Origin of the sequence: Microcoleus sp. S13_B4, assembly GCF_036700885.1 — a bacterium.
GTDB lineage: Bacteria > Cyanobacteriota > Cyanobacteriia > Cyanobacteriales > Microcoleaceae > Microcoleus.
On the sequence record NZ_JAUBPU010000002.1, the window covers coordinates 209,060 to 235,129 of the forward strand.

A 26,070-nucleotide genomic window follows, 5' to 3' on the forward strand; every position below is an offset into this window, starting at 1 on the left:
TCTCCAAGGTGGTATTTTTTTACCTAAATTTTGGGATTAATTAAAAAAAATTAGCAAGTTCCATATAAATTAAAGGTTCCACCGATCCATAACGGTCGGCAAGACTTTAGAATAATGCAGTGAAAATTAGATGCTGTGGGGTTTTCAGCAGTTAGAAACAAAAATTCCTTTTCTGACCAATTACCCTAGGGTAATTGGTATTCAGCAGGAGTTGTGATTAGGGGAAGCGGACGGGAGCAATCGGGAACCACCCAAACCTCCCAATCCACACCTCAATCCAGTTGATAACTCACAGCTAATAGTTGAACTAACTCTGTTTAACGTAATTTTGCAAATCCAGAAGGAGTTCGCAATGAACAAAGGTGAATTGGTTGATGCAGTGGCGGAAAAGGCTAGCGTGACGAAAAAACAGGCAGATGCTGTTTTGAGTGCCGCCCTTGAAGCAATCATGGAAGCTGTCTCCGACGGCGACAAGGTAACGCTGGTCGGTTTTGGCTCGTTTGAGTCGCGGGAACGCAAGGCCCGCGAGGGTCGCAATCCCAAAACTGGCGACAAGATGGAAATCCCGGCAACTCGAGTTCCTGCATTTTCCGCAGGGAAGTTGTTTAAGGACAGAGTTGCACCGCCGAAAAACGCGGAATAGCTGGCGAACTGAGTCTTGATTAGGCCTGTACACGGTGGGAATTTAGCTTGGGCAGCTGCACTGGCAGGCTGCCCTGCCTCTGCTATTGTCGATTTTTCTGCCAGTATCAGTCCTTTGGGCCCTCCTGAGTCGGCCTTGAATGCGATTCAAGCTCACTTGAGCAGTCTGACGGCTTACCCAGACCCGGATTATGGGGATCTCAGGACTGCTTTGGGGGAGGCATTGAATGTTGACCGGGATTGGATTTTGCCGGGGAATGGTTCGGCGGAATTGTTGACTTGGGCGGCTTGGGATTTGTCGAAGCTGGAGGCGACTTATTTGGTGACTCCGGCTTTTGGCGATTACGGGCGGGCTCTTTCTGCTTTCGGCGCGCAGGTGCTGAAATGTCCTTTGGATCTCCAATCTTGCACCATTGTCAAAAACGGGCAAGATGCCCATTCCACAAGAGATGAATTTTCTTGTGGAACAGGCAAGATGCCTGTTCCTAAACAAGTAATTGAGGATGGTGCAACATCTCAGTTGGAACTGAAATCGTTGGACGCTGGGGCAGGAAATGAGTTAGTAACCGATGATTTGTCGGTTTCTAACCGTTCCCTTGTCTCCCCTTCTGTCCGTCTCCCGGTTCCTCTTGCTCTCGATGCCCCCTCTCGACGAGGTTTGCTCCTGAACAACCCGCACAATCCTACGGGTTTGCTGTTTGCTAGGGAGGCGATTTTGCCTTATGTGAAGCAGTTAGGTATGGTGGTGGTGGATGAGGCCTTTATGGACTTTCTACCGCCTTCTGAGCAGGAAACTTTGATCGATGCTGTTGAGGAGTTTCCGAATTTGGTGATTTTACGATCGCTCACTAAATTCTATTCTCTGCCGGGACTGCGGTTGGGCTGTGCGATCGCCCATCCCGATATTCTGCGCCGCTGGCAGTTGCTGCGCGATCCTTGGCCTGTGAATGCTTTGGCTGCTGCTGCTGCTGGTGCTGTGGTTCGAGATGCGGCTTTTGAGCGGCAAACCTGGGATTGGCTGCCTGTTGCTCGCCGAGAGCTATTTGAGGGTTTGGCTAATTTACCGGGTTTACAGCCTTTTGCCGGGGCGGCTAATTTCTTGTTGGTTGAGTCGTCGATGTCGGTTTCTCTGATTCAAAAAAGTCTCTTGGAACGACACCGGATTTTGATTCGGGATTGTTTGAGTTTTCCTGAGTTGGGCGATCGGTTTTTTCGGGTAGCTGTGCGCTCCAGGGCGGACAATCTGCGGCTGATTGCTGGACTTGCGGATGTTATTAGTTAGCTGACTGTTGACAGTTGACTGTTGACAGTTGACTGTTGACTGTTTACAACAAATAAGTACACAAACAGAAATATTTACACAGATATAATTTTGTAAGGCTCATAGGAAGAGAATTTCAGATTCTATTTTGTGTAATTAATTCTGTCCGTGTACTTAACAAATAACAAATAACAAATAGCAAATAACAAAAAACTAGCAACTAGCAACTAGCAATTAGCAACTGACTACTGACTTTTTTATTTATGCTTGATTATGATTTAGTGATTATTGGTGGAACTCCGGCCGGACGCTATGCTGCTTTGACTGCAACTAATTTCCCGGCTCGCGTTGCTTTGGTGGAACCGCTAAGTAATTCGCAAGATTTGCCGACTGGGGGGAAAGAGTCGATCGACCTTGGTTTGAGATACAGCCAAACTTTGAGGGAGGCTGCTCGTTTTGCCCAGCAGATCAGCCGCCAGCAGTTGGGGGTTCGCTGGGAAGTCGCTAATTCCTCTATGCCGATGAAATTGGGGTTTGGCGGGGTTCTAAAGTGGGCCGAGGCTGTTGTTTCTAATTTGTCAGAAATTGATGATATCGGCGTTTTGGCTGCTCGCGGTGTCGATGTTATTTTTGGCAGCGGCGAGTTTGTGGCGAAACCGGATTTAGCTTTTGTTGTCGGCGGGCGAAAATTGCGATCGATCTGTTATTTGCTGGCTTGTCCAACTCTGCCGGCGATTCCCAATATTGAAGGACTTTCATCTGCTGGCTTTTTTACTTCGGAAACTGTCGCGGAATTAGCACAACTTCCACAGTTGCCTAAAAGTTTGGCTGTAATCGGCGCCGATCCCAGCGGTGTCGAAGTGGGTCAGACTTTTGCTCGGCTGGGGGTTGCTGTCACTTTGGTGGTGAAAAGTTCGCACATTTTGGCTAAAGAAGACCGGGAGGCTGCTGGGTTAGTTCAAGCTGCAATGGAAGCTGAGGGAGTGCGGATTCTAACTGCTACTGAGGTGACTCAAGCGAGGGTGATTGAGGGTAAAAAGTGGATTCAAGCAGGGCCAAGGGCGATCGAAGCTGAGGAGATTTTTCTGGCCGCCGGTAGAGGACACAATTTTTCATCGTTAAATCTCGAAGCGGCTGGGGTTAAATTCAGCGATCGGGGGGTAATTTTAAATGAAAAGCTGCAAACAACTAATCGCCGCATTTACGCGATCGGCGATCTTGCTGGGGGTTATCCGTTCCCTCACATCGCTAATTTCGAAGCTGCGGTTGCTGTGAAAAATGCTTTGTTTTTGCCGATGTTTCAAATAGATTATCGCGGGATTCCTTGGGCGATTTTTTCTGACCCGCAGTTGGCGAGGGTTGGCTTGACTGAAGCACAAGCAAGGCGCCGTTTTGGAGACGATCTTATTGTTTGTCGGGAATATTTCAAGAATGTTGAAAGAGCTCAAATGTCCGGGGATACAACTGGTTTTTGTAAGATTGTCGGGCGTCGCAACGGGGAGATTTTGGGAGCGAGTATTGTGGGGCCGCAAGCTGCTGAGTTGATTCACGCGATCGCCTTGGCTGTGCGTCACGGAATGAAGGTTGAGGCGATCGCCGAACTTCCTTATATTTGGTCGAGTTTTTCGGCAATTAACGGTCAAACTGCTGCTGTTTGGGAGTCGCAGCGCTTGGGCAGCAACACTTTTATGCAGAATTTGTGGGAGAATTTGTTTCACTGGCGCAGGTATTGGAAGTGAAACCATCAAAGGGGTAATGGGTAATGTGTAATTGGTAAGTATGTGAGTGCCAAAATATAATTGACTTGGGCTAATTCCAGAGTCTGCTTCTGCATTTTGGCATTAAATGCCTGATTCACTTATTAGAGTGGGTCAGCTTGTTGTTGCATCTGGACAAATAATTCGGCTTGGAGACTATGACTCTCTACCGATTCGCCATCGGGCGCACAAACTCGATTTCCTCTGCTTCTTGCTTTAAATGCAGAGTCGCCCGAATTGTATTGATGAGATTAAATTCGGAGCCAAACTGGACATTAGATTTAATAGGCGATCGCATACAAGCATAGGTTTCACAAATACTTTTAATTACCTGATTAGCCTCTTCAATTCCTTTTCTCTCAACTGCTGTCCTTCAATCAGCCTTAGCTTTGTTCATTTTCTACTTAGTCTTAACTCAAGTATAAACAGCTCTTACATAAACAATTCAACTCTTGTTTTAAACTCCTGCTTTCATCAGTAGAGCGACCAAGTATATTAAGAAAAATGTAATTCACTGAATACTACAGCAGAGCGAGGGAAAATAGTAGATAGTAACTCTAAAAAGTTTCAGGCTTGACAAAAACAGTAGGAATACGTAGATATGGCTGACATCACAAATCTTTTTCTAGGATATCACATTAACGAGCAAATATACGCAGGAAATCGAACTCTAGTTTATCGTGGCATTCGCACTTCAAATGGGCAGCCCGTCGTGATTAAAGTGCTGCGAAATGACTTTCCCCGCTTCAACGAACTGGTTCACTTCCGCAACCAGTACATCATTGCTAAAAACTTAGAGATCCCCGGCAGTGTCAAGGCATACAGCCTGGAGACTTACCATAACCACTATGCTCTGGTGATGGAAGACTTTGGCGGCATTTCCTTAAGTAGCTACCTCGATCTTCTAACATCCGCTAGCAACGAACCCCTAGAAGGATTGCCCGTTAACGAGTTTCTTCCCATTGCAATTCAAATTGCTAACTCGCTCGACGGACTTTATCGCCATCATGTCATCCATAAAGACCTCAAACCCGCCAACATTCTAATTAACCCCAGCAGCAAAGAAGTCAAGCTGATTGACTTCAGCATCGCTTCCCTGCTACCCCGCGAAACCCAAGAAATTCAAAATCCCAACGTCCTTGAAGGCACCTTACCCTACATATCTCCCGAACAAACTGGGCGAATGAACCGAGGCATTGATTACCGCACAGATTTCTACTCGCTGGGAGTCACATTTTACGAATTACTAACAGGAAAGTTACCCTTTCAGACGGATGACCCAATGGATTTGGTACACTGCCACCTTGCCAAACAACCTATCCCAGTCTCAATTGTTAACCAGAGCGTTCCATTGGTGCTGTCGGAGATTGTCAGCAAACTGATGGCGAAGAATGCGGAAGCTCGCTATCAAAGTGCCCTAGGACTCAAGTTTGATTTGGAAACTTGTTTATCCGAGTGGCAAGAGACAGGAGCGCTGACTAACTTTACCATAGGGGAGCGAGATTTGTGCGATCGCTTTACTATCCCCGAAAAATTATACGGTAGAGAAAGCGAAGTATTCTCCCTCCTAGAAGCATTTGACCGCGTGAGTGCCGGAAGCACCGAAATGATGCTCGTTGCCGGTTTCTCCGGCATTGGCAAAACCGCTATTGTCAACGAAGTTCACAAACCCATTGTCCGGCAGCGTGGCTACTTTATTAAAGGCAAGTTTGACCAATTTCAACGCACCCTGCCTTTTTCAGCATTTGTTCAAGCTTTTCGCGATTTAATGGGGCAATTGCTGTCGGAAACAGATGCAAAAATCGAGCAGTGGAAATTAGAAATTTTAACAGCTTTAGGCGATAGCGCTCAAGTGATAGTTGAAGTCATTCCCGAACTACAAAAAATTATAGGAGAACAACCGCCAGCCCCAGAACTTTCGGGCAGTGCGGGACAAAATCGCTTCAATTTGTTGTTTGAAAATTTTATTCAAGTCTTCACAACAAAAGAACACCCTTTAGTAATTTTCTTGGATGATTTGCAATGGGCAGACTCAGCATCTTTAAAATTAATTCAACTGCTGATGAGTGCTACTGATAACCGCTATCTCCTATTAATTGGAGCTTATCGGGATAACGAAGTGTTTCCAGCGCATCCATTAATGCTGACGTTAGCAGATATTCAAAAAACTGAAGCAAAGGTGAATACTATTACCTTAGCTCCCCTCGATCGAGCAGACGTAAATAGTTTAGTTGCCGATACTCTAGCTTGTTCTACAGCGTTGGCTCTGCCTTTAACAGAACTCGTTTATCAGAAAACTGTAGGCAATCCATTTTTTAGCACACAATTCCTCAAATCTTTGCATGAAGATGGGCTAATTGAATTTAATTTTGAAGCTCGGTATTGGCAGTGCGATATCGTCCGAGTGCGAACCTTGGCACTAACGGATGATGTAGTAGAATTCATGGCACTTCAGTTGCGAAAGTTGCCAACCCGGACACAGGAAGTTTTAAAGTTAGCCGCTTGTATTGGCAATCAGTTCGATTTGGCGACGTTAGCCATTGTTGATGAGAATTCGCCAGTAGAAACCGCAACAGCTCTATGGAAGGCGCTGCAAGAAGGACTAATTTTACCTGTTAGCGAGGTTTACAAGTTTTATCAAGCAGAGGGGAATAGCGAGTCGGTAGTGGGTAATGGAAAGGAATTTGACCAATTATCAATTACCCACTACCAAGTACCCAAATATAAGTTTTTACACGATCGCGTCCAACAAGCAGCCTATTCTCTGATTCCTGAAGACCAAAAGCGCTCTACTCACTTAAAAATTGGTCAACTGTTATTAAAGAATACGCCCGAAGCCGATCGAGAAGAAAGAATCTTTGATATTGTCAATCACTTAAATGTGGGAGTTGAGCTAATTACCCAGGAAGCAGAACGGGAGCAATTAGCACGGTTGAATCTGGTTGCCGGAAAGAAAGGCAAAGCTGCTACTGCCTATTCTGCTGCGGTTGAATATTTCAATATGGGCAGAAAATTAGTGGCAGTAAATAGTTGGGAGAATCAATACGAACTAACATTAGCGCTGCATACCGAAGCAGCAGAGGCCGCATATCTCATCGGTGACTTTGAGCGGATGGATAGATTAGCATCAGTGGTGGAAAGCTGCGCCAAAATGCTACTGGACAAAGTGAAGGTATATGAAGTACAGATAGAAGCTTATATGGCGCAAAATAAGCTACAGGAAGCGCTGAATACGGGACTACAAGTTTTAAAACTGTTGGGGGTAGAGTTTCCCTCCGAGCCAAATCCGTCTGATATTGGGCAGGCATTAGGGGAAACCGCGGCAATTTTGAACGGCAAGCGAATTGAGGATTTAATTGAGCTGCCTCAAATGAGGGAGCCCTATAAACTAGCAGCCATAAGACTTTTATCAAGTATCTTTGCTACTGCATACCTTGCTGCTCCTGCACTGTTGCCTTTGACTGTGTGCAAACAAGTACAATTATCCCTCCAATATGGGAATGCTTCCGTTTCTCCCTTTGCTTACGCCAATTATGGTTTTCTTCTTTGTGGAGTTGTGGGAGATATTGATTCAGGTTATCAGTTCGGTCAATTGGCTTTAAGTCTAGTGTCAAAGTTAAATTCTAAAGAAATCAAAGCCAAGACAGCCTTCGTAGTAAATTTCTTGATCAGACATTGCAAAGAGCATCTCAGAGAAACCTTAGAGCCTTTGGTGTCAGCTTATTCAAGCGGAATGGAGACAGGAGATATAGAATATGCAGCCTATAATTTATTACAGTATTCCTGTTCAGCTTACTATAGTGGCAAAGAACTGACTGTCCTTGAAAGAGAGATAGCAAGAAACAGAGATGCTATTGATAAAATTAAGCAAGAAAAACCGCTTAATTATATAGAAATTCATTGGCAGGCTATCTTGAATATGCTGGGTAAAAGTAAAAATTCTGGCATTCTCCAGGGTGAAGCCTACGATGAGCATATCAAGTTGCCACTTTACCAACAAACAAACGACCAAACGGGATTTGCCTACATATATTTAAACAAGATTTTACTTTGTTATTGGTTTGAAAAATACTCAGAAGCGATTGATAATATCGCTATGGCAGAGAACTATTTAAATGCAGTAATAGGAATGCCCATTGTTCCTGTTTTCCATTTCTACGATTCTTTGGTGCGGTTGGCGGTATATTTGGACACTCCACAGTCAGAACAACAGAAACTTCTCGACAGAGTACAAGCTAATCAAGAAAAAATGCAAAACTGGGCGCATCATGCCCCCATGAATCATCTGCATAAATTCTATCTAGTGGAGGCAGAACGGCATCGGGTTTTAGACGAAAAAATAGAGGCGATCGAGATGTACGACAAGGCGATCGCACTTGCTAAAGAAAACGAATACGTCAACGAAGAAGCTTTAGCTAACGAACTCGCGGCTAAATTCTACTTAGAATGGGGAAAAGAAAAACTGGCAAAACCCTATTTAATTGATGCTTACTATGCCTACGCTCGTTGGGGAGCAAAAGCAAAGATTGACCATCTAGAACAGCGCTATCCCCAATTGCTTGCTTTTATCCTGCAACAGGAGCCAACTCGCCAGTATCCGAGCGAAACAATTCACACCTCCAGCAATAGTGAATCATCCCTATCTACCGCGAATAGAACACTTATCGGTAGCACCAGCAGTTGGGGGTTAGTAGATTTGCCGACCGTTATCAAAGCTTCTCAAGCTCTCTCTAGCGAAATAAAACTCGATCAATTGCTGACTACCGTCATGCAAGTGGTGGTGAAGAATGCCGGAGCACAAACCGGAGCATTAATTTTGAATGAAGAGGGAAACTGGAGGATAAACATCCACTGCACAAACCGTCAAGACTGCCTTCTGCAATCTATTCCGGTTGAGGAGAGCGAAGTAATTCCTCTAACCCTGATCAACTACGTCAAACGTACAAAAGAAACCCTAGTGTTTGATGATGCTAGCACTCAACCAAGATTTGCATCTGACCCCTACATTATCCAACAGCAACCTCACAGCCTGCTTTGCACTCCGATCACCGAGCGAGGGAAAATGATGGGGATTTTGTATTTGGAAAATAATTTAGCAACAGGAGTATTCACGCGCGATCGCGTGGCCATCCTCAATATCCTGTGCTCGCAAGCTGCAATTTCCTTACAGAACGCCCGACTGTATCAGCAATCCCAGGATCATGCCCAAAAACTAGAGCTTTATCTTCACGATCTCAAACAGATGCAACTGCAATTGGTGCAGGGTGAAAAGATGTCTGCTCTCGGAAATTTAGTCGCAGGGGTAGCTCACGAAATTAACAATCCCGTAGGCTTTATCGCCGGCAATTTGCAACCGGCTCAAGAATATCTACAAGATTTATTCGAGCTAATCGATCTCTATCAAGATTGTTTTCCCAAGCCAGGAGCTAAAATTGAAGAAAAAATTGAGGATATAGACTTGGAGTATTTGCGAGAAGATTTACCGAAATTGATTAGCTCAATGAACGAGGGAGTCGAGCGCATTCGCAATATCAGTACGAGTTTGAGAACGTTTTCCAGGGCTGATAGCGATCGACCAGTTTCTTTCAATATTCACGACGGACTCGAAAGCACTCTGCTAATTCTCAAGCACCGTTTAAAAGCCAGCGAGTTCCGCCCTGCTATTGAAGTTGTGAAAGACTATGGTAAATTGCCCCTAGTGAAATGCTTTCCCGGCCAGTTAAACCAGGTGTTTATGAATGTGCTGGCTAATGCGATTGACGCTCTGGAGGAGTCAAATAAGGAGCGCAGTTTTCAGGAAATTAAAGCCAGACCTAATCAAATCACGGTTCAAACCGCTCTGAGCGAATCCAACAATCAGGTGTTGATTCGCATTAAGGATAATGGAGTGGGGATGTCAGCGGAAGTCAAGGAAAACATCTTTAACCACTTATTCACCACCAAGTCTGTGGGTCAAGGAACCGGATTAGGATTGTCTATAGCCCACCAAATTGTGGTGGAAAAACATGGAGGTACATTAGTGGTCAATTCTTCCCTCGGTCAGGGTTCGGAGTTTGTTATTTCTATTCCGGTATGAGCAGTTCGTGCTAGGCTTTAGCGCAATTAGCGCCGCCTCGAAACTACGATATCAGTTATTAGAAGAAACAGGGAACGAGCAACAGGGTATCTTTCTTCCTAGGAACTACGGAGTAGGAAAACACAGAATGTAGGCTAATTCCTCCATCCTCCGCCCGCATCTTATTCGTGATTGAGACAGCAGTTTGCAACCTCCTGCTTTACAAACACTATTCCCTGTTTTTGTTCCCGGTTTCGAGTTAAGAGTTCCCTGGAGATTCTCAGCATCTACCTTACCGACATGAAAACGGCTATCATGCTACTGAGATTGTGGAGTTAAATTTTATAGCTGAAAACTCTCTTTGAATTAACTAATGTTGCATAGGGCGATCGCTAACATCATAATGTGCGCTGCGCGGCCCTAGATTAAAGTTTGGGTTAGATACGCAGCGCGCACCCTACATTAATAAGGTGCGCGCTTGACGCTTGACGCTTAGATGTACGGAGAGGGTGGGATTTGAACCCACGTTAGAGTTACCCCTAAAGTAGATTTCGAGTCTACCGCATTCAACCGCTCTGCCACCTCTCCAATTGACTTGAGATGCGAGCTAAAAGTATTTTACCGCACAGTGCGCCAGATTGTAAATCTTTATAAAAAAGAAGTTTGATTTTCTTCAGATTCCAAAGTGGTCTTAAATCCCCCTGCTGGAGTCCACTGGAGAGCTCCGTCGCGCCCTGTCCAGAAGATCTGGGTTTTGCTTTGGCGTAGTTGGGCAGCGGTTTCTGGGTCGATTTCGTCAGCAGATGCGATCGCCACTTGCGGCCCCACTGCGCCCAATAACTCAGCCGTCAAGGTTTTTCCTGACCACCACAGCACTTGAGCCGGCTTCAAGGTTCCCGTTGCTGCCAATTTTTTTTGCGCTTCCGGTGTCATTTCACCGACGAGCAACCAAGTTCTATTGCCCACGAGCAATTCTACCACCGGAATCTCCGCATTCACCAACTGCAACCGCGTCGAACCCAGATCAACTGTACTGTTAGTTTCTAAAGGAAAGTAAACGCCTTGGCGAGATTGCACAGCCGTCATAAATTCCTGATTGCTGCCACGGTGAATTTGTTTTGGAGCAGGGTTATCATAAAATGTTTTAATTGGCAAGCGTTCTAGTAATTTTCCCCAACCACTGCTCAAACCTAAATGACCGTGAGTGGCGATCGCAAAATTCACAGAATTAACTCCTTGCTGCTGTAAAAAAGGCAACACTGTAAACCTTACGGTATTTTCATCACCACTATTGATCAGCGCCACTTTTCCCCTATCTTGAATTACTAAAACTGGATCGCCCGATGTCGCCAGCAAAGTAACTTGAAATAAAGATGACTGAACGTGCCAAGCTGGCAAAACAATGATACTTATTCCCGCCACAACCGCCAGCGGTAAAATCCAAGAATATGAAAAACTCGGCAGCGAAATAACTCTACTTTTCCCCTTATTCTTTCTTCCTTTTTCCTTATTCCCTCTTCCTTCTTCCTTCTTCCTTCTTCCTTCTTCCTTATTCCCTCTTCCTTCTTCCTTATTCCCTCTTCCTTCTTCCTTATTCCCTCTTCCTTCTTCCTTCTTCCTTCTTCCCCCAATCCCAACCCAGCAAATTAAACTGTAAAGCGCGATTAGTTGAAACACCGATACTTGGCCGACAGCTACCGAATTACCAGGTAATTGCGAGAAATATTCGGCGATCGCAATTAACCCTTTCGCCGGATAGTCCAGCAGTTGCGCTAAAACACTGCCAGCCGGCGGAAAAATCAATCCAGCTAAAGCGCTAACCATCCCTCCAATACTCAAAATCCACAGCAAAGGAGCTGCAATAATATTAACTAAAATGCTGTAAGGCGATACGACACTAAAAACGTAAAGTAGCAGCGGCAATACCCAAACTGAAGCGGCGATCGGAACCACAACAATCGAAGCGATCGCGGGTGGCATCCAGTCCAACTTTGCCATCAGTGGTGGCGTTGTCACTATTAACCCCAAAGTCGCCAAAAAACTCAGTTGAAAACCTAAATCCCAAATCCACAAGGGGTTAACCAGGAGTAAAATAGTAGCAGCGATTAACAGCAATCCCAGCGGCTTAACTTGGCGGCTCAGCACCAAAGCAAATAGTGTTCCAAATCCCATCAAAGCGGCGCGGCATACTGATGGTTCAAAGCCAGTTAGCCCCACGAGCAAAAATAAAGCACCGACGCCAAAACTAAATTGTAATTGTTTGGAAAAACGCCTGGTTAAAGCTAGAACTAAAGCCAAAACCATCGAAACTTGAGTGCCGGAAGCTGCGATCGCGTGGGCCAATCCAGCCTGCACAAAATAGTCACGGATGTTATAAGGTAAATCGACTGCTTGTTTGCCGAGGGCGATCGCACTGATCAAGGGCCCTTCGGGAACATTTAATTGCGATAGTTGCGATCGCACGATCCGCTGCCGCATCGCTTGAATTTTCGAGGGCTGCATCCCGCTTGGTTCCAAGAAAGCAGCCGTTTGGCTGTTAACTCGATTAACATCCGCGATCGCATTTTCTCTCGTCCAGTCAATTTGACGCCCTTTGAGTCCTGCAAAAGCCCCTTCTCTGGCTAAATATGCTTGAAAATCAAAAGCCCCCGGATTCGACGGCGGCTGCGGTTTGTACAAGGAACCCACAACTGCGATCGTATTGTCGGCATACAAACCCGTTGCTTGCAGCAGCGGCACTGTAACGTAGAGTTTGCCGGATACTGGGCGGTTTACGAGTGATCCTCCCTCGCCGCCGTTGATGTCGCTCACTAAATCTGTTTCTAGCCAAAATTGCGATCGACCCGATCGAGTCAATCGAGGCGTACTGACCACTCTACCCCGAACTGTCACTGCCACTTCTTGAGTGTTCCCGCCAGCGGGAATCAGTTTGCTGATGTCATCTATTGCCGGTTGGGGCGATCGAACTGCAAAATAAACGCTAGCTAGAAATGCCAGCAAGCCCGCAACTGCCCACACCCATTTCGCTCTCGGCAGCATCTCGAACAAACTCAACTCTTCCCTCGCATCTAAGGGTTCTTCCAGAGCATTTTCTTTTTGTCTGCTGCGTCTTTTCTTGGTGACTTTGACAGAAGTTTTAGTAAATTTTCGCAACAATTTCGGCAGGGCGATCGCCGCCGCTATTCCCAAAGCAAGTATCCCGTATCTACCCCAAAAAACCGCTGTAGAAATCAATCCCAGAATATAGGCAAGACAGAAAATGACACCCGTTGCTTGATTCATTAATTAGTAATTCAGAGGGGGAATATTTCAGGGAAACCGATGCGGGACGTATGCACTCCTTACCAAAAAAACCCGGTTTTTAAACCTAGATAAAAAGCTAAACGCTGTGTATTTAGATAAAAAACCCAGTTTCTGGCTACCCGTGCCTAAGTTATGGCAAAATTTCTTTCCTTACATTCTTTCCCTTCCCCTTCCCCTTCCTCTTCCTCTTCTAAATAGACAGCCCCAATTTTAAACCGAAAGCCGCGTGCAGTACCATAAGTGCAAGAGCCGTCGTGCCTAAATAAGCGTGAACCGCGCGCAGTGCTAGCTTATTGCCCCCAAAACCCGTGAGCGAAATCAAGCTGCCAACAGCCAGTAAAACCAGCACTGCCGAACCTGTCCAAAAATGCGGACTTTCCATGACTGGCTGGTGCTGCATCACCAGCGACAGCAAGCCGCCTGTATAGCCCAAAGCTAGAAACAGAAACATCCAGGGTGCAAGCTTGCGGTGATCCGAGCGACTTTTGAGTGCGACATCTTTATCGGCGGCCAAACGTCCCTGCCATCCGGTATACCCGACAAAACTGCCCATCGCAACTACCACGATCCCCATCATTACAGGGTGTCCCCAATGGGTAATTGGTTCGGGAATTCCCAGACTGCGAAATTGACTGGCGATGGGTTCTAGTAGTTCGCTTAAATTTACCATTTGATGCTGACTCCAAACTGGGCGATAAATATTTTAGGACTAATCATTAAAATATTATAAAATATTAGTGTAGCAACCGCGATCGCGCACTTCAAAGAGCCCTTTAACCTGATGGCCAAACATTGCCCAGAAGCCTAGATATAGGCAAAACTTAGCCGACTAAAGCCGGCTGTGAGATTTTTACAGCAGTGATGCTGCTTCAAGTTAATTGTTAGCCTTAAAGGCTACATCCAATGGCAAAATCAAGGCAAATCACCCCTAGGCCAAACCCTGGGACTGCCCTTTGCCCCATTTTCACAGCCCCATCCTCACTCTGGATGTTTAATTTTACTACCCTACTCAAAGTTAATTTCAAGTCTGTTGACTTCTGAATACCTTTAACAACTATTCTTTTGTCCGCACACCAGCAAGAGGAAGCGATGATTAAGCCTTACCGATTTTTGCAGCGAATTGCTCAACTGTTCGCCTACGCCTACTCAACACTGATTGCCGGCTATCTGATACTGAGACTTATCTTTTGGGACAGTCTGTGGCCGGTTGCCTTGATGGGGGATTTTGTTCCTTGGATTTTCTTGCCAATCTTCCTGCTGCCAATTCTAGGGTTTTTTCTCATAAAGAAACGCTGGTTCGCGATTGTTTCATCTGTGGCTTGCCTCTGCCTGCTGGGTTGGCTACACATCACCTACTTTTCTCCCCAGCCGGCGAACATCAGTGACTCCCAGCCAACCCTGAAGGTTTTTTCTCTCAACCTCGGCTGGCATCACAAATCCCCACAAGCTTTGGTTAACCTAATTCAGGAAGAAAAACCAGACCTCATTTGTTTGCAAGAAATTAACGAGGATTACGCCAAAGAAGTCTTCTCTAAATTGGCCGCATTATACCCGCACCAGCGGGGGCGCGGATACCATGTAATTCTCAGCAGATACCCGATTCGCTCTTTCCAAAGCTTACACCTAGCGCGTGGGAACGAACCACAGGAACGAGCTATTATCGAAATGAACCAGCAAGATCTAGTTCTTTATAACATTTCAACAACCCCACCGTGGTTTCGCAAGCATAAAATTTTGCCTTTCCTCAAAATCCCAGTTTACGAGTACGGCGACCGACCGGCACAAATTCAAGATTTAGTGCGACAACTCCAGAAAGAAACGCTGCCGACTATTGCCGCCGGGGACTTTAATCTGACTGACCAGTCTCAAGACTACTATTATTTGAAAGCGGTTATGCAAGATGCTTTCCGAACAGCAGGAGTGGGTTTTGGCTTTACTTTTCCTCACGGATGGGATCTGAGTTTACTGGTTAAACAGTTAAACTGGAAATTAACTTTTCCCCTGGTAAGGCTTGACTATGTTTGGTATTCTCACCACTGGGGGGCTAAATCAGCCAAGGTTTTACCGCCAATTGGTTCAGAGCATCTGCCGCTGTCGGCCCAACTACGGATGCAACCGGAATTTGGACGAGTGTAGGGGCTTGGCAACACTTTGGTGGGGCGACCACAAGGGCATTGGTGTCAATTTAAGCTTGGGGCGAAGGTCATGATGCTGTTGGCGAATCCGTGAAGGGTGACACTTCACATTTGCTCCCGTCACACCCCTCTTAGATCGTGTTCGGATAATTGCCCGCCATTAATTTTTCTATTTTTATTCCTCTTTCTTCTTCCTTTTTGGCGTATTTGGCCTTTTGGCGGTTCATTATTAAACCCCCCAAAGAAACAAAATATTGATTCGCCAACAGTCTCATGGAATTCGCGACTATACAAACAGGAAATTTTAGACAAATGAAGATGTTTTCAACCCAGCACAGACTAATGGCTTGAATTAAGCCTTACTGGCTTTGCACTTGACTGCTGAATCGCCCGTATGCCATAGCCCCCGGTCTGCACTTCACCCAATTCTCACAGCCTCATCCTCACTCGGGATGTTAAATCCTACCTGCCTGCTCAAAGTTAATTTCAATTCCTTGAGTTTTGAATGGCAAAGTGAGAAATTAACATCGCAGGCGACGAGCAGTCACACTTCTACATTTTGCTAATCGCTCTCAAGGGAGAATCAACTTCTGGAAAAAAAACTAGAGGTTCCAAGTTTGAGACTTCTGCCATAAAGTATGCCGTCTGCCCAGGCTCACTTCGATCGACTGAGCGCTAAACCGTCTGAAGGCACCCTGAAAGCACCCTTGTCTGTTGAGCAGCCATCGCTGTGTACCTAAATGAACCCTCTCAACTAACTCGCTGGGGATTCGGTTGTAGCAGACAAGCAGTGACTTTCGCTGTCCCCTTCCTCGGAACCGTGCAATCGCTAAACTCACTGCGCCGTCGCTAAAGTAGCTTCTGAAGGTTGGATTTGATACTTTACGAGATTTGCCAGTTCCTGTAACTGATTAATCGCTTCTGCACCTTCTAGTTTCATGAGTTCGCGGTCGTCCCGCATCTCAGTCCAAGTGATACCGTAATCTGACACTAAAAATCGAATCAGATGGTTGTCCGTCAAACTGACCATAAATGAGGCACTGTTCATCTGACCCCCGCAAGTGTAGCAGGATGCCAGATAACCCCGATGCTCTAGCACGATCGCTAAAGCTTGAAGGTTCATTACCAAATCTTGAACGAATTTACGGTGTTGTTCTGCAAGTCTCAGAAACACAGTTCTCCTCCTATCACCACACCGTGTATTTTACATCCCATTTAATAATTTCTTAATAAGTGGGTATTTAGGTGCTGGTTCAGTATACGTTTAGTATGCTCAAAAAAAATCGGATTAGCGACCTCTTCAGCCTACCTATACTAGATTAACCGAGTTGTGCTCGAAACGAAGTATCAGCAGCGACATTCAGCCAAAACAGGCTCTCGTGGGGGACTCCAGCCTGAAAATTTGCCTGCTGTCAGAGGGGATTCAGCCGTCGGAGAGCCCAAAGATACAAATAACTAATGATAGTAATCAAATTAGTTAAGTATAAGAGTTCAATCGCCCTGGGGATACTCGTCCCAAAGCGTCGTCGTCTGCCGCAAGCTCCGAAAATCGCCATTCCCCAAAATCAAGTGATCGAGCAGCGGAATCGACAAAAACTGCGCTCCCGCCAGCAACTGTCGCGTCAAAGCAATATCCTCCGGGCTTGGCTCCACAATCCCGGAGGGGTGATTGTGCGAGATAATCGCCCGCGTCGCCCCCTGGCGGATCACCTCGCGAAAAATATCCCGTGGGTGAGCCAAAGTTTCCGTTGCTGTGCCGATCGTAATTACCTGAGTTCCCAGCAGCCGATTTTTCACATCCAGCAGCACCACAGCAAAGCGTTCCTGAGACTGCCACATCAAATCCTGACTCAGGGCATCCGCCGCCGCTTGCGGAGAGTCAACCACAGCCATTTCCGGCGGCCGCGACTGAAATACCCGCTTCCCCAACTCCACTGCCGCCAAAATCGAAGTTGCCTTGGCCGGGCCAATCCCGTGAATCTGCGTCAACTCCTGAACGCTAATAGTGCGTAGCACAGCCACAGGATCGCGGGAATGCAAACTCAACTGATTTAAAATATACTGTCCGAGCCCGACGGCGGAAAGTTTGCCGGGTCCCTGACCAGTACCCAGGAGAATCGCAATCAATTCTGCAGTCGCCAAACTTTTCGGGCCACCCGCCATCAGCCGTTCCCGTGGCCGTTCACTCGTTGGCAAATCGACAATTCTCAAGCTGTAAGTCATAGCTGCACCCGCACCGCAAGCTCAACAATTACACAATTTTAGCCGATCGATTTGCGTTCTTCAATTCGTACAATCACCCAAAAAAGCCTTCATCATTAACCGAGGCTGTTGGCAGATAAAATCTAAGGCAATGTTTCACAAGCGATCGAGTCTTTATCTCGATCGAGCTTAAACGGATCGCCCGGATATGCCTCTAAAACTCGCTGCGCTTCGGCTTGAGTCGCAAAGTCAGAACAGTTGCCATCCGAGTTAACGCAACTGGGAAAATCGGCACTTTTAACCTTCGGTTTAGAAGACTCGTAAATAACTTTCTTGGTGTCTTCCTTTGGCTGCTGTGCATCAAGAGCAATCTCTGCGGTTCTTTCAACAGATTTGACTGAAGATGGCAATTTGCGATCGGGCCCTGGTTTGGCAAGTGTAGGTGCTGGAGCAGAAATTGCAGGTTTCGGTGTTGGTGTCGGCGTTTTCACAGTCTCCGGCTTGGGTGTCGGCGCAGCCGAAAGCAGTGACGGCTTAGCGGTTTGAGATGATACTAGCGGATCGGTTGGAACCGGAAGCGCCACTGAAACTTCCTGAGACGGAGGGGGTGCGGTGACGCCAACAAGCACAAACGAAGCCGCCATCAACCCGCTGTACATCGCGATCGATCGCTTGCGGGTTGGTGCGCCCACCCATTTCGGATTAACAATACCCAGAAAGAAGGCAGGGATCGACAATAGAAAGCTTAAGACGAAAAAATTAAACATAGCGACCTTTACCAGTAAAAAAGAGAAGTAGCCCAGGACGCAGAAACCGGGTTTCTTTTACCAAAATCCGAGGTGAAGCACGAAGGATATTTGTTTAAAAAACCCGATTTCTTTAATTTCTGTGCGTAAGTCCTGAGAAGTTAACTTCCTTAGTTATCGGCAGGCAACTCACAAATCCGTAGGATTTAGGAAGTAAATATAACCCTAGACACGGGACGCTGGTAAAACTCGGTTTGTGAGTTTATTTGTCCTTACTAAACCCACGATTTTTTCCTACCGTTCGCGATCGCACTCCGACGCCGAGAAACCGGGGTTTTTAATTGCAGTAAATGAGTAGAACCAACTATTGTTCTTAAAAAACTAGGTTTCTCGCCCCAACCGGGCGTAAGTCCTGCTAAAATTTCTTGTAACGCTGCCAGAAAAGTGAAGTGCATACCCAGCTACGTTCAGCGCAAAGGTGCGCTTACCCTAAATTCTGACCATTCTGTTGAGGCAAGCAGCCCCGAAGAAACTGGTTGAGGCGGCTTAGGTGCTGTAACCCCAAGCAAAACGAACGAAACTGCCATCAACCCGCCGTACAAGGCAGCCGATCGCTTGCGAGTTCCCAGTCCCACCCATTTAGGATTTAGGACACCCAAACAAAAGGCCGGTGTGGAAAACATGAAAGTTAATACAAACAAGCTGGACATCACACACCTCCGACTACCGAATTGCAGCGATTAATTACTTTTATCTCCAATTAATAGCTCACAAATCCGCTTAAAAAAGTTGCAATGTAAGATTTATAACTTGAGAATTATTGCTGTTAATCGAACAATAATAAAAAAGTTTAAAATCTCTTACTTTAGGTAGTTGTTAAAAAAATAAGAGCTTTCTAGACAGTCAGAAAATCTAGCTTAAAATAGACACTAAATTCCTTAATCAAAATATGAAAGTCCGCTTTAATGTAGTGCGCCAAAATCAAAACGAGGCTCCCCGCGTTCACACTTACACCCTAGATGTGGAAGAGAGCAATACCATCCTCGACTGCCTCAACAGTATCAAGTGGGAACACGACGGCACTTTAGCTTTTCGCAAAAATTGCCGCAATACAATTTGCGGCAGTTGTTCTATGCGAATTAACGGTCGATCGGCATTAGCTTGCAAAGAAAATGTAGCCAGCGAACTCGCAAGACTGCAAAAAATAGCTGATTCCAGCTCAGCAGAAATGCCTACCAATTTCATCCCAGAAATCACCGTCGCCCCAATGGGAAATATGCCCGTTATTAAAGATTTGGTTGTTGACATGACCAGTTTTTGGGACAATCTAGAAGCAGTTGAACCATATATCAGCACAGCCTCGCGAGCAATTCCAGAACGCGAATTTCTGCAAACTCCAGAAGAGCGATCGAAACTCGACCAAACCGGCAACTGCATCCTCTGTGGTGCGTGCTATTCTGAGTGCAACGCCCGCGAAGTCAACCCGGAATTTGTCGGCCCCCACGCCCTCGCCAAAGCTTACCGCACGATCGCCGACTCCCGCGACAGCGAAACCGAAAATCGACTGGAGAAATACAACGAAGGCACCGCAGGCGTCTGGGGATGCACCCGCTGTTACTACTGCAACTCGGTTTGTCCGATGGAAGTCGCGCCGATGGATCAAATTGGTAAGATTAAACAGGAGATTCTCGATCGCAAAGACGACCAAGCCAGTCGATCGATCCGCCACCGCAAAGTTTTAATCGATCTCGTCAAAGAAGGCGGCTGGATAGACGAGCGCAAGTTTGGCATCGAAGTAGTAGGAAACTACTTCCGGGACGTTAAAGGTTTGCTGAGTCTGGGCCCGTTGGGTTTGAGAATGATCGCTCGCGGCAAGTTCCCGCTGTTTTTTGAGCCTTCAGAAGGTACCGAAACCGTGCGAAATCTGATCGAATCGGTTCAAAGTTTAGAAAAGTCAGCAGATTAGCGAGCGGCTGTCATTTTCCTGGTAAATTACAAGTTGTGCGATCGTAAAGCTTCCCAAAAGTCACTACTCAAAACTCAAAACTCAAAACTTTTAAATGACTGCTAAAACTCCTCCATCCCCAAAACCGACAGCCCCAAATACCCCAAAACCAGAACCCGCGTTTGGGTGGAATGCCTATGCAGAACAAATCAACGGCCGATTTGCTATGGTGGGATTCGTGGGACTTTTGCTGCTAGAATTCTTCACCCGCCAGGATTTTTTTACCTGGCTGGGTTTCCGTTAAATTAATCTAAATCAAGAATGGAAGTTGAAAATTTATCGCTCTTTCAACTTCCATTATACTTTTAAGAGTTATTTAAAATACGGTTTATCAAATTATAAATACAAAATTATGAGTTTTCTAGTTTCAGATAACACATGAATGTACCAAAGTCGATCGCACTTACTTGGAGTGCGATCGTCCTTGAATTATAGGGACACGGCATTGCCGTGCCCTGGCTCCCAAGTTTCGTTCAAACTAATTTCCAGTTGTTTCGCGCACTCTCAAACTGTACTTGCCTCTACCTTTTGGAGGCGGATCGTAAGCATTGACAATGACCCGATAGCGACCGTTCGCAGACAAGGTAACAGTAAGCTCTGAATTGGAATTTTGCTGCGTGGCATCATCATTTTCTGCAAGTAGCTCGCCCTGGGAGTTGAAAATAGCGAGATAAGTATCAAACTCGGTACTTTCTACTGTAACAACCACTTTCTGACCCTGAGTCCCTTCAAAGGTATACTCATCGTACAAACTGCTGTCCGAGGGCAGTACAGAAGACTTAGCAGGGGTGAGTTCTCCGTTTTGCTCTAAAATGACTTTAGATGAACCCGCATCAGGACTCGGCCGAGGTTCTACAGTTGGGCTCTGAGTTGGCGAGCTCTGTGGTGATGGCGATGGCTTGGGGCTTGCTTGAGCTAAAACCGCCTTGCCAGCAGGCTTCGCATTAGTTAAATTTTGAGGAAATTCTGCTGAAAGGAGGGTGAAACTACTGTTAGCAACTCCACCTAAATTTGAAACTGGCAGGGAGAGAGTCGGCTTACCAGAAAAAGTAGCTAGTAGAGCAATTGGCGCGATCGCCCAAAATCTAACTTGACGCATGAATTACCTCGATTTGCAACGAAGAAGGAAGTTCGGCAACGGATTCTGTAACGGATTTAACGGATGGAAGAAGGAACTTCGGTAACGGATGAGTGTAAAGGATTTAACGGGTGGAAGAAGGAACTTCGGCAACGAGCACTGTACAAGATTTAATGGATGCACGGAAGCTGGAAGCAGAATAATTCGACTAATTACCAATGCCCAATGCCCAATTTTCACCGGACAGTTAGAGTGTAACGACCCCGGCCCGAAGCATCGTAAGCATTGACAATTACGCGGTAGCGACCCGTAGCGGGCAAAGTAACGCTCAGAAACGCATTTTTAGTCGAATCACTCGCATCGTCATTTTCTGCCACTAATCGGCTATTAGGGTCAAAGATAGCAACATAGGGATCAAAATCTGTGCTTTCGAGGGAAATGGCTACAGACTGACCTGATCGACCTTCAAAAGTATACTCGCGATACAGACTGTTGTCAGACGGCAATACTGGGCCGCCTGCGACTAAAGCGCCTTCTTCTTGCAAAATAGCCCGAGAAGGCGCGGTAGGAGCACTCGCTTTCAGTTCTAACGTATAAGCCCCTGACTGCCTAGCTTGGTAGGAATTTGCCACTAACGTGTAAGTCCCGTCTGCTGGCAGCCTGACTGTAATTCTGGCGTCTTTACTGCCTGCCCCGTCATCATCTTGCGCGATTTCGCGCTGGTTGGGCCCGAGCAAAATTAAATAAGGGTCAATTTCTTGACTTTTCATTTCTATTGTGATTTGCTGGCCGGCTTTTCCTTCAAAGGAGTAGAGGTCAAAAAAGCTGTTGTCGGTGGGTAGAACGCTAGACTTGTCGGTGAGGAGGCCGCTGACGGCGGGCCCGTTTAACGGAACTTTTTGAGGTGATTTGTTGCCAAAGGGCGATCGGGCTTGAGCCACGCGGGGAGCCCGCCCTTCTCGTACCGCTGTCAGGAAAGCGGGTACTTTGTCTGCTGAAATTGCAAAACCGATACCGATATTACCTCCGCCCCGACCACGAGTAAAAATAGAAGTATTGACGCCGATTAATTCTCCTGAACTGTTTAGCAGTGGGCCTCCTGAATTGCCGGGATTGATGGCGGCATCGGTTTGAATTAAGCCCCGCTGCTGGTCGATGCGGCTGACGATTCCGACTGTAAAAGTACCTTGAAATTGACCGAATGGATTGCCGATCGCAAATGCTTGTTGCCCGACTTTCACCGAACCTGGACGGGCTAAAGGAATAGTGGGCAAATTGTTTTGACCCCGAATCTTCACCACGGCTAAGTCTAGACCTTCTTCGCCGAATCCGACGACATCGGCCACAAGTTTTTTGCCGTCTGACAAAATGATATTGACGGTACCGCCTGCCGAAACCACGTGGGCGTTAGTTAACACCATGCCGTCGGGGCTGATAATTGTGCCGCTGCCGTTAGATTTATCTGTATCGACGGTAACAACAGCCGGACTAGCCTTTTCGTAGACTCGAATATTGGTTTGTTCTTCGACATTTTGGGCGATCGCACCCTGGGAATGCACCGAGTTAAATTCCGTTAAATCTGTTGATTGCCGCACAGGGGATGCTGTAACAACCGCAGTAGCGCTGGCTGTTACCCCTACCGTTAAAATTCCCGATACTGCTAAACTTAGAAGTTTGAAATTCATGGCGATCGATTATTATTTAGCGATCGGTAGCTACGAATTAGGTTTTGTGGCTAACCGCTAACTACCTTCTGTAATTATTTTAGGACTTGCACCACGCTAGTGACATTCCTCACGCCGGTTCTCCTTTTCGGGAATCTGAATCAGCAGCTAAATACTTAAAATTAGCTTCTCGTACCGCAGCGTCCTCATTACCGTAGAAAAAAGACAGCAAAGCAAAGCGCTGACCACTAATCACGGCAGTGGCTTCATGCAGCAAAGAACACGAAAAAATAATAGCCGTGCCCGCATCCCCTCTATAACCGTGGGGCGCGTACTCTGGAAACCGTAAAAATCCCCCCGTGTACTCTCCCACATTCAAGTTTAGCGTCATCGCAAACCTGCGGTGCAGCGTAGCTTTGCTAGTGTTGTCGCGGTGCGGTCGAAAATAACCGCCGCTGTCAGCATCGTAACAACCTATTAAATACCGTTCAAACCTGGTAATTGTAAACTGAAAAGCTTTCTCTACTTCCGGCATCACCCGGCGCAGAATAATCGCACTCAATTCTCGCTGGAAATCCTCGTCTTCAATAAAGAAATCTCGACGCTTCTTGAAAGTCTCGTCGTACAGGCAAACTGTTTTCCCCTCTATTTGCCTCATAAAGCCCGAGGGAGTGCCACCCTTAGCTTTGTACATATCGATCAAACTACGGCAAAATGCTTTGTTTAAAACGTTAGGAATTACCAACACGGGGGCATGAGCAGTAATGGGTCGAGCTTCCTCAATTGGGGGCAAAGTTTTGAGAAAATCTAATACTTGCTGGGCGTGTAGGTGCGGTTCGCCCATCTGCAAAATGTTAATTACCTGAAGGTTTTCGTTGAGTACAAAAGTTTGGGGTGCATAGTGAACTCCGGCAACTCCATTTTGTTCGACATCTTGGGAAACACCGTATTTCTGACTGACTGTTTTATCCAAGTCCCAGAAAAAGATGAATGACGGAGCAATTGTTGTCGGTCTGTTTTGTTCTTTGTCTGCTGGGTCAACGCTCACTCCCAACCGCTCTACTTGCAAGCTTTGGAATTCCTCTGATAGCTCTTGAAAGCTTTTGAGGATAACTTGGATTTGTTCAAAAGCTGCGCTGCCAAAGAAAAACAGCACGACTCGCTGGCCACCAACCGTCGAGAAATGAAATAAGGGGTTATTTGTAGAAGGGATGGAAAACCAGGGAGCCGGATCTCCTATTTCTAGTAATGGCATCTTGCTGATTTTAGATTGGGGATTTTATATTTAGATTATTATGCTGTCGATTAGTTCCAGAGGTTGGGTATGTTAGGATTTTTTTACAAAAAATTAGGTTTTATCTGTGTATATCTACGTTTGTCTGCGGTTTCACACTCGCAATTTACAGTCTTTTTAATAAGTCTAATATCTGATAATAAGTAGATGGGTATCAATAAACGCAACTTAGAGTTTTGCTGTGTCCCAAGCCGGAGCTGGGCGATAAATGTTTAGTTTCACCCACCTACTTATGTTTGCCTATTTGTCGAAACTGGGGGAATTATCCGGTTGGTCTTCCGGGTATTCTACAGGTCGATACTCCACGTAATCTGACGGCGGTGCTTCTACGTCGCGGTTGCTGGGGCGAGACCTGGATGATTCCGTAGGACGGGGTTTTTTGGTTCTCGGCGGCGTATCGGAACTGCGGTTTTCCGAAGCAGGGGGGCGACTGCTGCGGCTGCGGGTCGGTCTTTCTTCGGGGTTGTCTGAAACGTCCCAGTTGTCAGACTCTTGGGCAGGCGGGGCTTCTGGGCGAGAGGGACGTTTGCGCGACGCTCTTTCGGGCGAGTCGGGCCTGGAGGTGTTAACGCTGCCGTTGCGATTCGAGGGGCGGCGGCGGGGTTCGTCGTCGTAGGCTTCCCGAGAGGAACGGTAGTCTTGGCTGCCTCTAATCCGGGGACGCGGCGGATAGTCTTCCTCTGGTTCTAGCTGCTCCATTTCGGCATCGTAGCCGTCGTAACCGTAGGCGTTGCTGACCGGTCGCTCTTCATCTACGTATTGGGCGCGAGTTTTGGCTTGGGCTGTGGTCGCTCCTCGCAGTTTAATGCTTTCTGCTGCAAAAAATATGGCGGAACCGGTGAGCAGAAATTGACCGAATGCCAGAATTGGGTCAAGCCGCCATCCTTGAAATAACAGAATACCGCCGCACAGCAGGCCGACTGCTGCAAAAAAAATATCGTGGTCTCGGGCTAGTTTGGGACGCCACGATCGCAGAAAATACAGTCCTGCCCCTGCAACTGCTAGGATGATCCCTAACAGGCTGCTCCAGTTCAATCCTAAATTGACCATTAGCCTATCTCCTATGTCTTTCCTATGTTAGCGAGTTAGATTTTACATCTATCATTAAGTCTGTCAGCCCGACTGTGCTTTCTGGGGCAGCGTCCGGTCAGGGTTTCAGCTTGGGAAGTGAGTATAATAATGAGTTTAACGGGAAAAAACCTCAGCTTGGCAGTCAACCGAAGGTTTTGCCTTAACAGTTGCTGGCAGCCGAGGTTTCTCGGATCGGGGAAATGCCCGACTTGTAGCCCACAATTGACTTGCAGCGCCGGACTTAGACACCCGCTGACTTGTTAGGTGCGCTTGATTTTGTCTTTTTGGCTGATGAAGATCAGGCCGATCGTTGCTGGAATCACTACCAGCGCAACACCCACCAGCAGGCTGTACAAAAAGTTCGCGAGAGAAGGAGTCATAGATTCCAAGCCTTTGTTACAACAATTTGATTTTTATTAATTTTATACTTTCGATCGCACCTGTGAAACGGTTAAAATTATGAACGGCTGACTTAACAAAACTTAAAATTTCGAGATAAGACCCATGACTGGTATTACCGTTGCAAGTTGGATTCTGGGATCTGTCCTAGTCGTGATGACCTTGCTGTTTATTTTTCGGATCGTCTTGACTTGGTATCCCGAGGTGAACCTGAGCAAGTTGCCGTTGAGTCTGATTGCTTGGCCGACGGAACCTTTTTTAGCCGTAACTAGAAAGATTGTACCGCCGATCGGCGGGGTGGACATTACGCCGATTATTTGGGTGGGTATCTGTAGCTTGCTGCGAGAAATGATTCTCGGTCAGCAAGGGCTGCTGACAATGATGATGTAATAGTCAGTTGGCGGGCATCGGGCATCGGGCATCGCGCATCGCGCATGGATTAGTTGCCACCAACTGCC

Annotated in this window: 19 protein-coding genes and 1 tRNA gene; 8 read left to right on the plus strand and 12 right to left on the minus strand. The window is 46.6% G+C overall.

Going from position 1 to position 26,070, the window contains the following annotated elements; genetic code table 11:
• Positions 1-334: 334 nt before the first annotated feature.
• The 4 genes from QT994_RS02490 to QT994_RS02505 all read left to right on the plus strand — a co-directional run bounded on the left by QT994_RS02490 (position 335) and on the right by QT994_RS02505 (position 9,736).
• Positions 335-643, plus strand: coding sequence for an HU family DNA-binding protein (locus QT994_RS02490; protein ID WP_278187376.1), 309 nt, complete (start codon positions 335-337; stop codon positions 641-643).
• 15 nt (positions 644-658) lie between these two features.
• The gene (locus tag QT994_RS02495) at positions 659-1,924 is read left to right on the plus strand and encodes an aminotransferase class I/II-fold pyridoxal phosphate-dependent enzyme (RefSeq protein ID WP_333171558.1); all 1,266 of its coding nucleotides are present in this window, start codon (positions 659-661) and stop codon (positions 1,922-1,924) included.
• A gap of 242 nt (positions 1,925-2,166) precedes the next feature.
• A complete protein-coding gene (locus QT994_RS02500) occupies positions 2,167-3,642 on the plus strand; it encodes an NAD(P)/FAD-dependent oxidoreductase (RefSeq protein ID WP_333171560.1) in 1,476 nt (491 codons plus the stop codon).
• A 619-nt stretch (positions 3,643-4,261) separates the two neighbouring features.
• Positions 4,262-9,736, plus strand: coding sequence for an AAA family ATPase (locus QT994_RS02505; RefSeq protein ID WP_333171562.1), 5,475 nt, complete (start codon positions 4,262-4,264; stop codon positions 9,734-9,736).
• Positions 9,737-10,216: 480 nt separating this feature from the next.
• Here the strand turns inward: QT994_RS02505 and QT994_RS02510 are convergent.
• From QT994_RS02510 to QT994_RS02520, 3 genes are all read right to left on the minus strand, one after another.
• Positions 10,217-10,303: transfer RNA gene (locus QT994_RS02510), tRNA-Ser, on the minus strand.
• A 60-nt stretch (positions 10,304-10,363) separates the two neighbouring features.
• Positions 10,364-12,997 (minus strand): ComEC/Rec2 family competence protein, encoded by a 2,634-nt coding sequence (locus QT994_RS02515; RefSeq protein WP_333171564.1) that lies wholly within the window; start codon positions 12,995-12,997, stop codon positions 10,364-10,366.
• A 211-nt stretch (positions 12,998-13,208) separates the two neighbouring features.
• Entirely contained in the window at positions 13,209-13,688 is a 480-nt protein-coding gene (locus tag QT994_RS02520; protein WP_333044165.1) for a DUF4079 domain-containing protein, read from the minus strand.
• A gap of 419 nt (positions 13,689-14,107) precedes the next feature.
• Between QT994_RS02520 and QT994_RS02525 the strand changes: the two genes are divergently transcribed.
• Positions 14,108-15,154 (plus strand): endonuclease/exonuclease/phosphatase family protein, encoded by a 1,047-nt coding sequence (locus QT994_RS02525; protein ID WP_333171566.1) that lies wholly within the window; start codon positions 14,108-14,110, stop codon positions 15,152-15,154.
• Positions 15,155-15,988: 834 nt separating this feature from the next.
• Here QT994_RS02525 and QT994_RS02530 read toward each other — a convergent pair.
• The 4 genes from QT994_RS02530 to QT994_RS02545 all read right to left on the minus strand — a co-directional run bounded on the left by QT994_RS02530 (position 15,989) and on the right by QT994_RS02545 (position 18,811).
• Positions 15,989-16,327, minus strand: coding sequence for a DUF1815 family protein (locus tag QT994_RS02530; RefSeq protein ID WP_015176985.1), 339 nt, complete (start codon positions 16,325-16,327; stop codon positions 15,989-15,991).
• A 317-nt stretch (positions 16,328-16,644) separates the two neighbouring features.
• A complete protein-coding gene (gene radC, locus QT994_RS02535; protein WP_333044167.1) occupies positions 16,645-17,376 on the minus strand; it encodes a RadC family protein in 732 nt (243 codons plus the stop codon).
• A gap of 122 nt (positions 17,377-17,498) precedes the next feature.
• Positions 17,499-18,047, minus strand: coding sequence for an excalibur calcium-binding domain-containing protein (locus QT994_RS02540; RefSeq protein WP_333171568.1), 549 nt, complete (start codon positions 18,045-18,047; stop codon positions 17,499-17,501).
• Between the two features lie 521 nt (positions 18,048-18,568).
• On the minus strand, positions 18,569-18,811 hold the full coding sequence (locus QT994_RS02545; RefSeq protein WP_333044169.1) for a hypothetical protein: 243 nt from the start codon (positions 18,809-18,811) through the stop codon (positions 18,569-18,571).
• A gap of 239 nt (positions 18,812-19,050) precedes the next feature.
• Between QT994_RS02545 and QT994_RS02550 the strand changes: the two genes are divergently transcribed.
• Complete coding sequence (locus QT994_RS02550) at positions 19,051-20,067, plus strand: succinate dehydrogenase/fumarate reductase iron-sulfur subunit (RefSeq protein ID WP_333171570.1); 1,017 nt, start codon at positions 19,051-19,053, stop codon at positions 20,065-20,067.
• Positions 20,068-20,161: 94 nt separating this feature from the next.
• A complete protein-coding gene (locus tag QT994_RS02555) occupies positions 20,162-20,350 on the plus strand; it encodes a chlorophyll a/b-binding protein (protein WP_333044171.1) in 189 nt (62 codons plus the stop codon).
• A gap of 234 nt (positions 20,351-20,584) precedes the next feature.
• Here the strand turns inward: QT994_RS02555 and QT994_RS02560 are convergent, their stop codons facing one another.
• From QT994_RS02560 to psbX, 5 genes are all read right to left on the minus strand, one after another.
• Positions 20,585-21,205 (minus strand): pre-peptidase C-terminal domain-containing protein, encoded by a 621-nt coding sequence (locus tag QT994_RS02560; protein WP_333044172.1) that lies wholly within the window; start codon positions 21,203-21,205, stop codon positions 20,585-20,587.
• A gap of 215 nt (positions 21,206-21,420) precedes the next feature.
• Complete coding sequence (locus QT994_RS02565) at positions 21,421-22,869, minus strand: trypsin-like peptidase domain-containing protein (protein WP_333044173.1); 1,449 nt, start codon at positions 22,867-22,869, stop codon at positions 21,421-21,423.
• A 109-nt stretch (positions 22,870-22,978) separates the two neighbouring features.
• Positions 22,979-24,103 (minus strand): redoxin domain-containing protein, encoded by a 1,125-nt coding sequence (locus QT994_RS02570; RefSeq protein WP_333171571.1) that lies wholly within the window; start codon positions 24,101-24,103, stop codon positions 22,979-22,981.
• 279 nt (positions 24,104-24,382) lie between these two features.
• Entirely contained in the window at positions 24,383-25,192 is an 810-nt protein-coding gene (locus QT994_RS02575; protein WP_333171574.1) for a Ycf66 family protein, read from the minus strand.
• A gap of 281 nt (positions 25,193-25,473) precedes the next feature.
• Positions 25,474-25,593 (minus strand): photosystem II reaction center X protein, encoded by a 120-nt coding sequence (gene psbX / locus QT994_RS02580; RefSeq protein WP_333127843.1) that lies wholly within the window; start codon positions 25,591-25,593, stop codon positions 25,474-25,476.
• A gap of 124 nt (positions 25,594-25,717) precedes the next feature.
• Here psbX and QT994_RS02585 point away from each other — a divergent pair, with 124 nt between their 5' ends.
• Complete coding sequence (locus QT994_RS02585; RefSeq protein WP_006634856.1) at positions 25,718-26,002, plus strand: YggT family protein; 285 nt, start codon at positions 25,718-25,720, stop codon at positions 26,000-26,002.
• Positions 26,003-26,070 lie beyond the last annotated feature (68 nt).

Excerpts from the sequence above, each read along its gene's own strand:
- QT994_RS02500 (WP_333171560.1), top strand. The coding sequence starts at position 2,167 with ATGCTTGATTATGATTTAGTGATTATTGGTGGAACTCCGGCCGGACGC.
- QT994_RS02505 (WP_333171562.1), top strand. The coding sequence starts at position 4,262 with ATGGCTGACATCACAAATCTTTTTCTAGGATATCACATTAACGAGCAA.
- QT994_RS02515 (WP_333171564.1), bottom strand. The coding sequence starts at position 12,997 with ATGAATCAAGCAACGGGTGTCATTTTCTGTCTTGCCTATATTCTGGGA.
- QT994_RS02520 (WP_333044165.1), bottom strand. The coding sequence starts at position 13,688 with ATGGTAAATTTAAGCGAACTACTAGAACCCATCGCCAGTCAATTTCGC.
- QT994_RS02525 (WP_333171566.1), top strand. The coding sequence starts at position 14,108 with ATGATTAAGCCTTACCGATTTTTGCAGCGAATTGCTCAACTGTTCGCC.
- radC (WP_333044167.1), bottom strand. The coding sequence starts at position 17,376 with ATGACTTACAGCTTGAGAATTGTCGATTTGCCAACGAGTGAACGGCCA.
- QT994_RS02545 (WP_333044169.1), bottom strand. The coding sequence starts at position 18,811 with ATGTCCAGCTTGTTTGTATTAACTTTCATGTTTTCCACACCGGCCTTT.
- QT994_RS02550 (WP_333171570.1), top strand. The coding sequence starts at position 19,051 with ATGAAAGTCCGCTTTAATGTAGTGCGCCAAAATCAAAACGAGGCTCCC.
- QT994_RS02555 (WP_333044171.1), top strand. The coding sequence starts at position 20,162 with ATGACTGCTAAAACTCCTCCATCCCCAAAACCGACAGCCCCAAATACC.
- QT994_RS02560 (WP_333044172.1), bottom strand. The coding sequence starts at position 21,205 with ATGCGTCAAGTTAGATTTTGGGCGATCGCGCCAATTGCTCTACTAGCT.
- QT994_RS02565 (WP_333044173.1), bottom strand. The coding sequence starts at position 22,869 with ATGAATTTCAAACTTCTAAGTTTAGCAGTATCGGGAATTTTAACGGTA.
- QT994_RS02570 (WP_333171571.1), bottom strand. The coding sequence starts at position 24,103 with ATGCCATTACTAGAAATAGGAGATCCGGCTCCCTGGTTTTCCATCCCT.
- QT994_RS02575 (WP_333171574.1), bottom strand. The coding sequence starts at position 25,192 with ATGGTCAATTTAGGATTGAACTGGAGCAGCCTGTTAGGGATCATCCTA.
- psbX (WP_333127843.1), bottom strand. The coding sequence starts at position 25,593 with ATGACTCCTTCTCTCGCGAACTTTTTGTACAGCCTGCTGGTGGGTGTT.
- QT994_RS02585 (WP_006634856.1), top strand. The coding sequence starts at position 25,718 with ATGACTGGTATTACCGTTGCAAGTTGGATTCTGGGATCTGTCCTAGTC.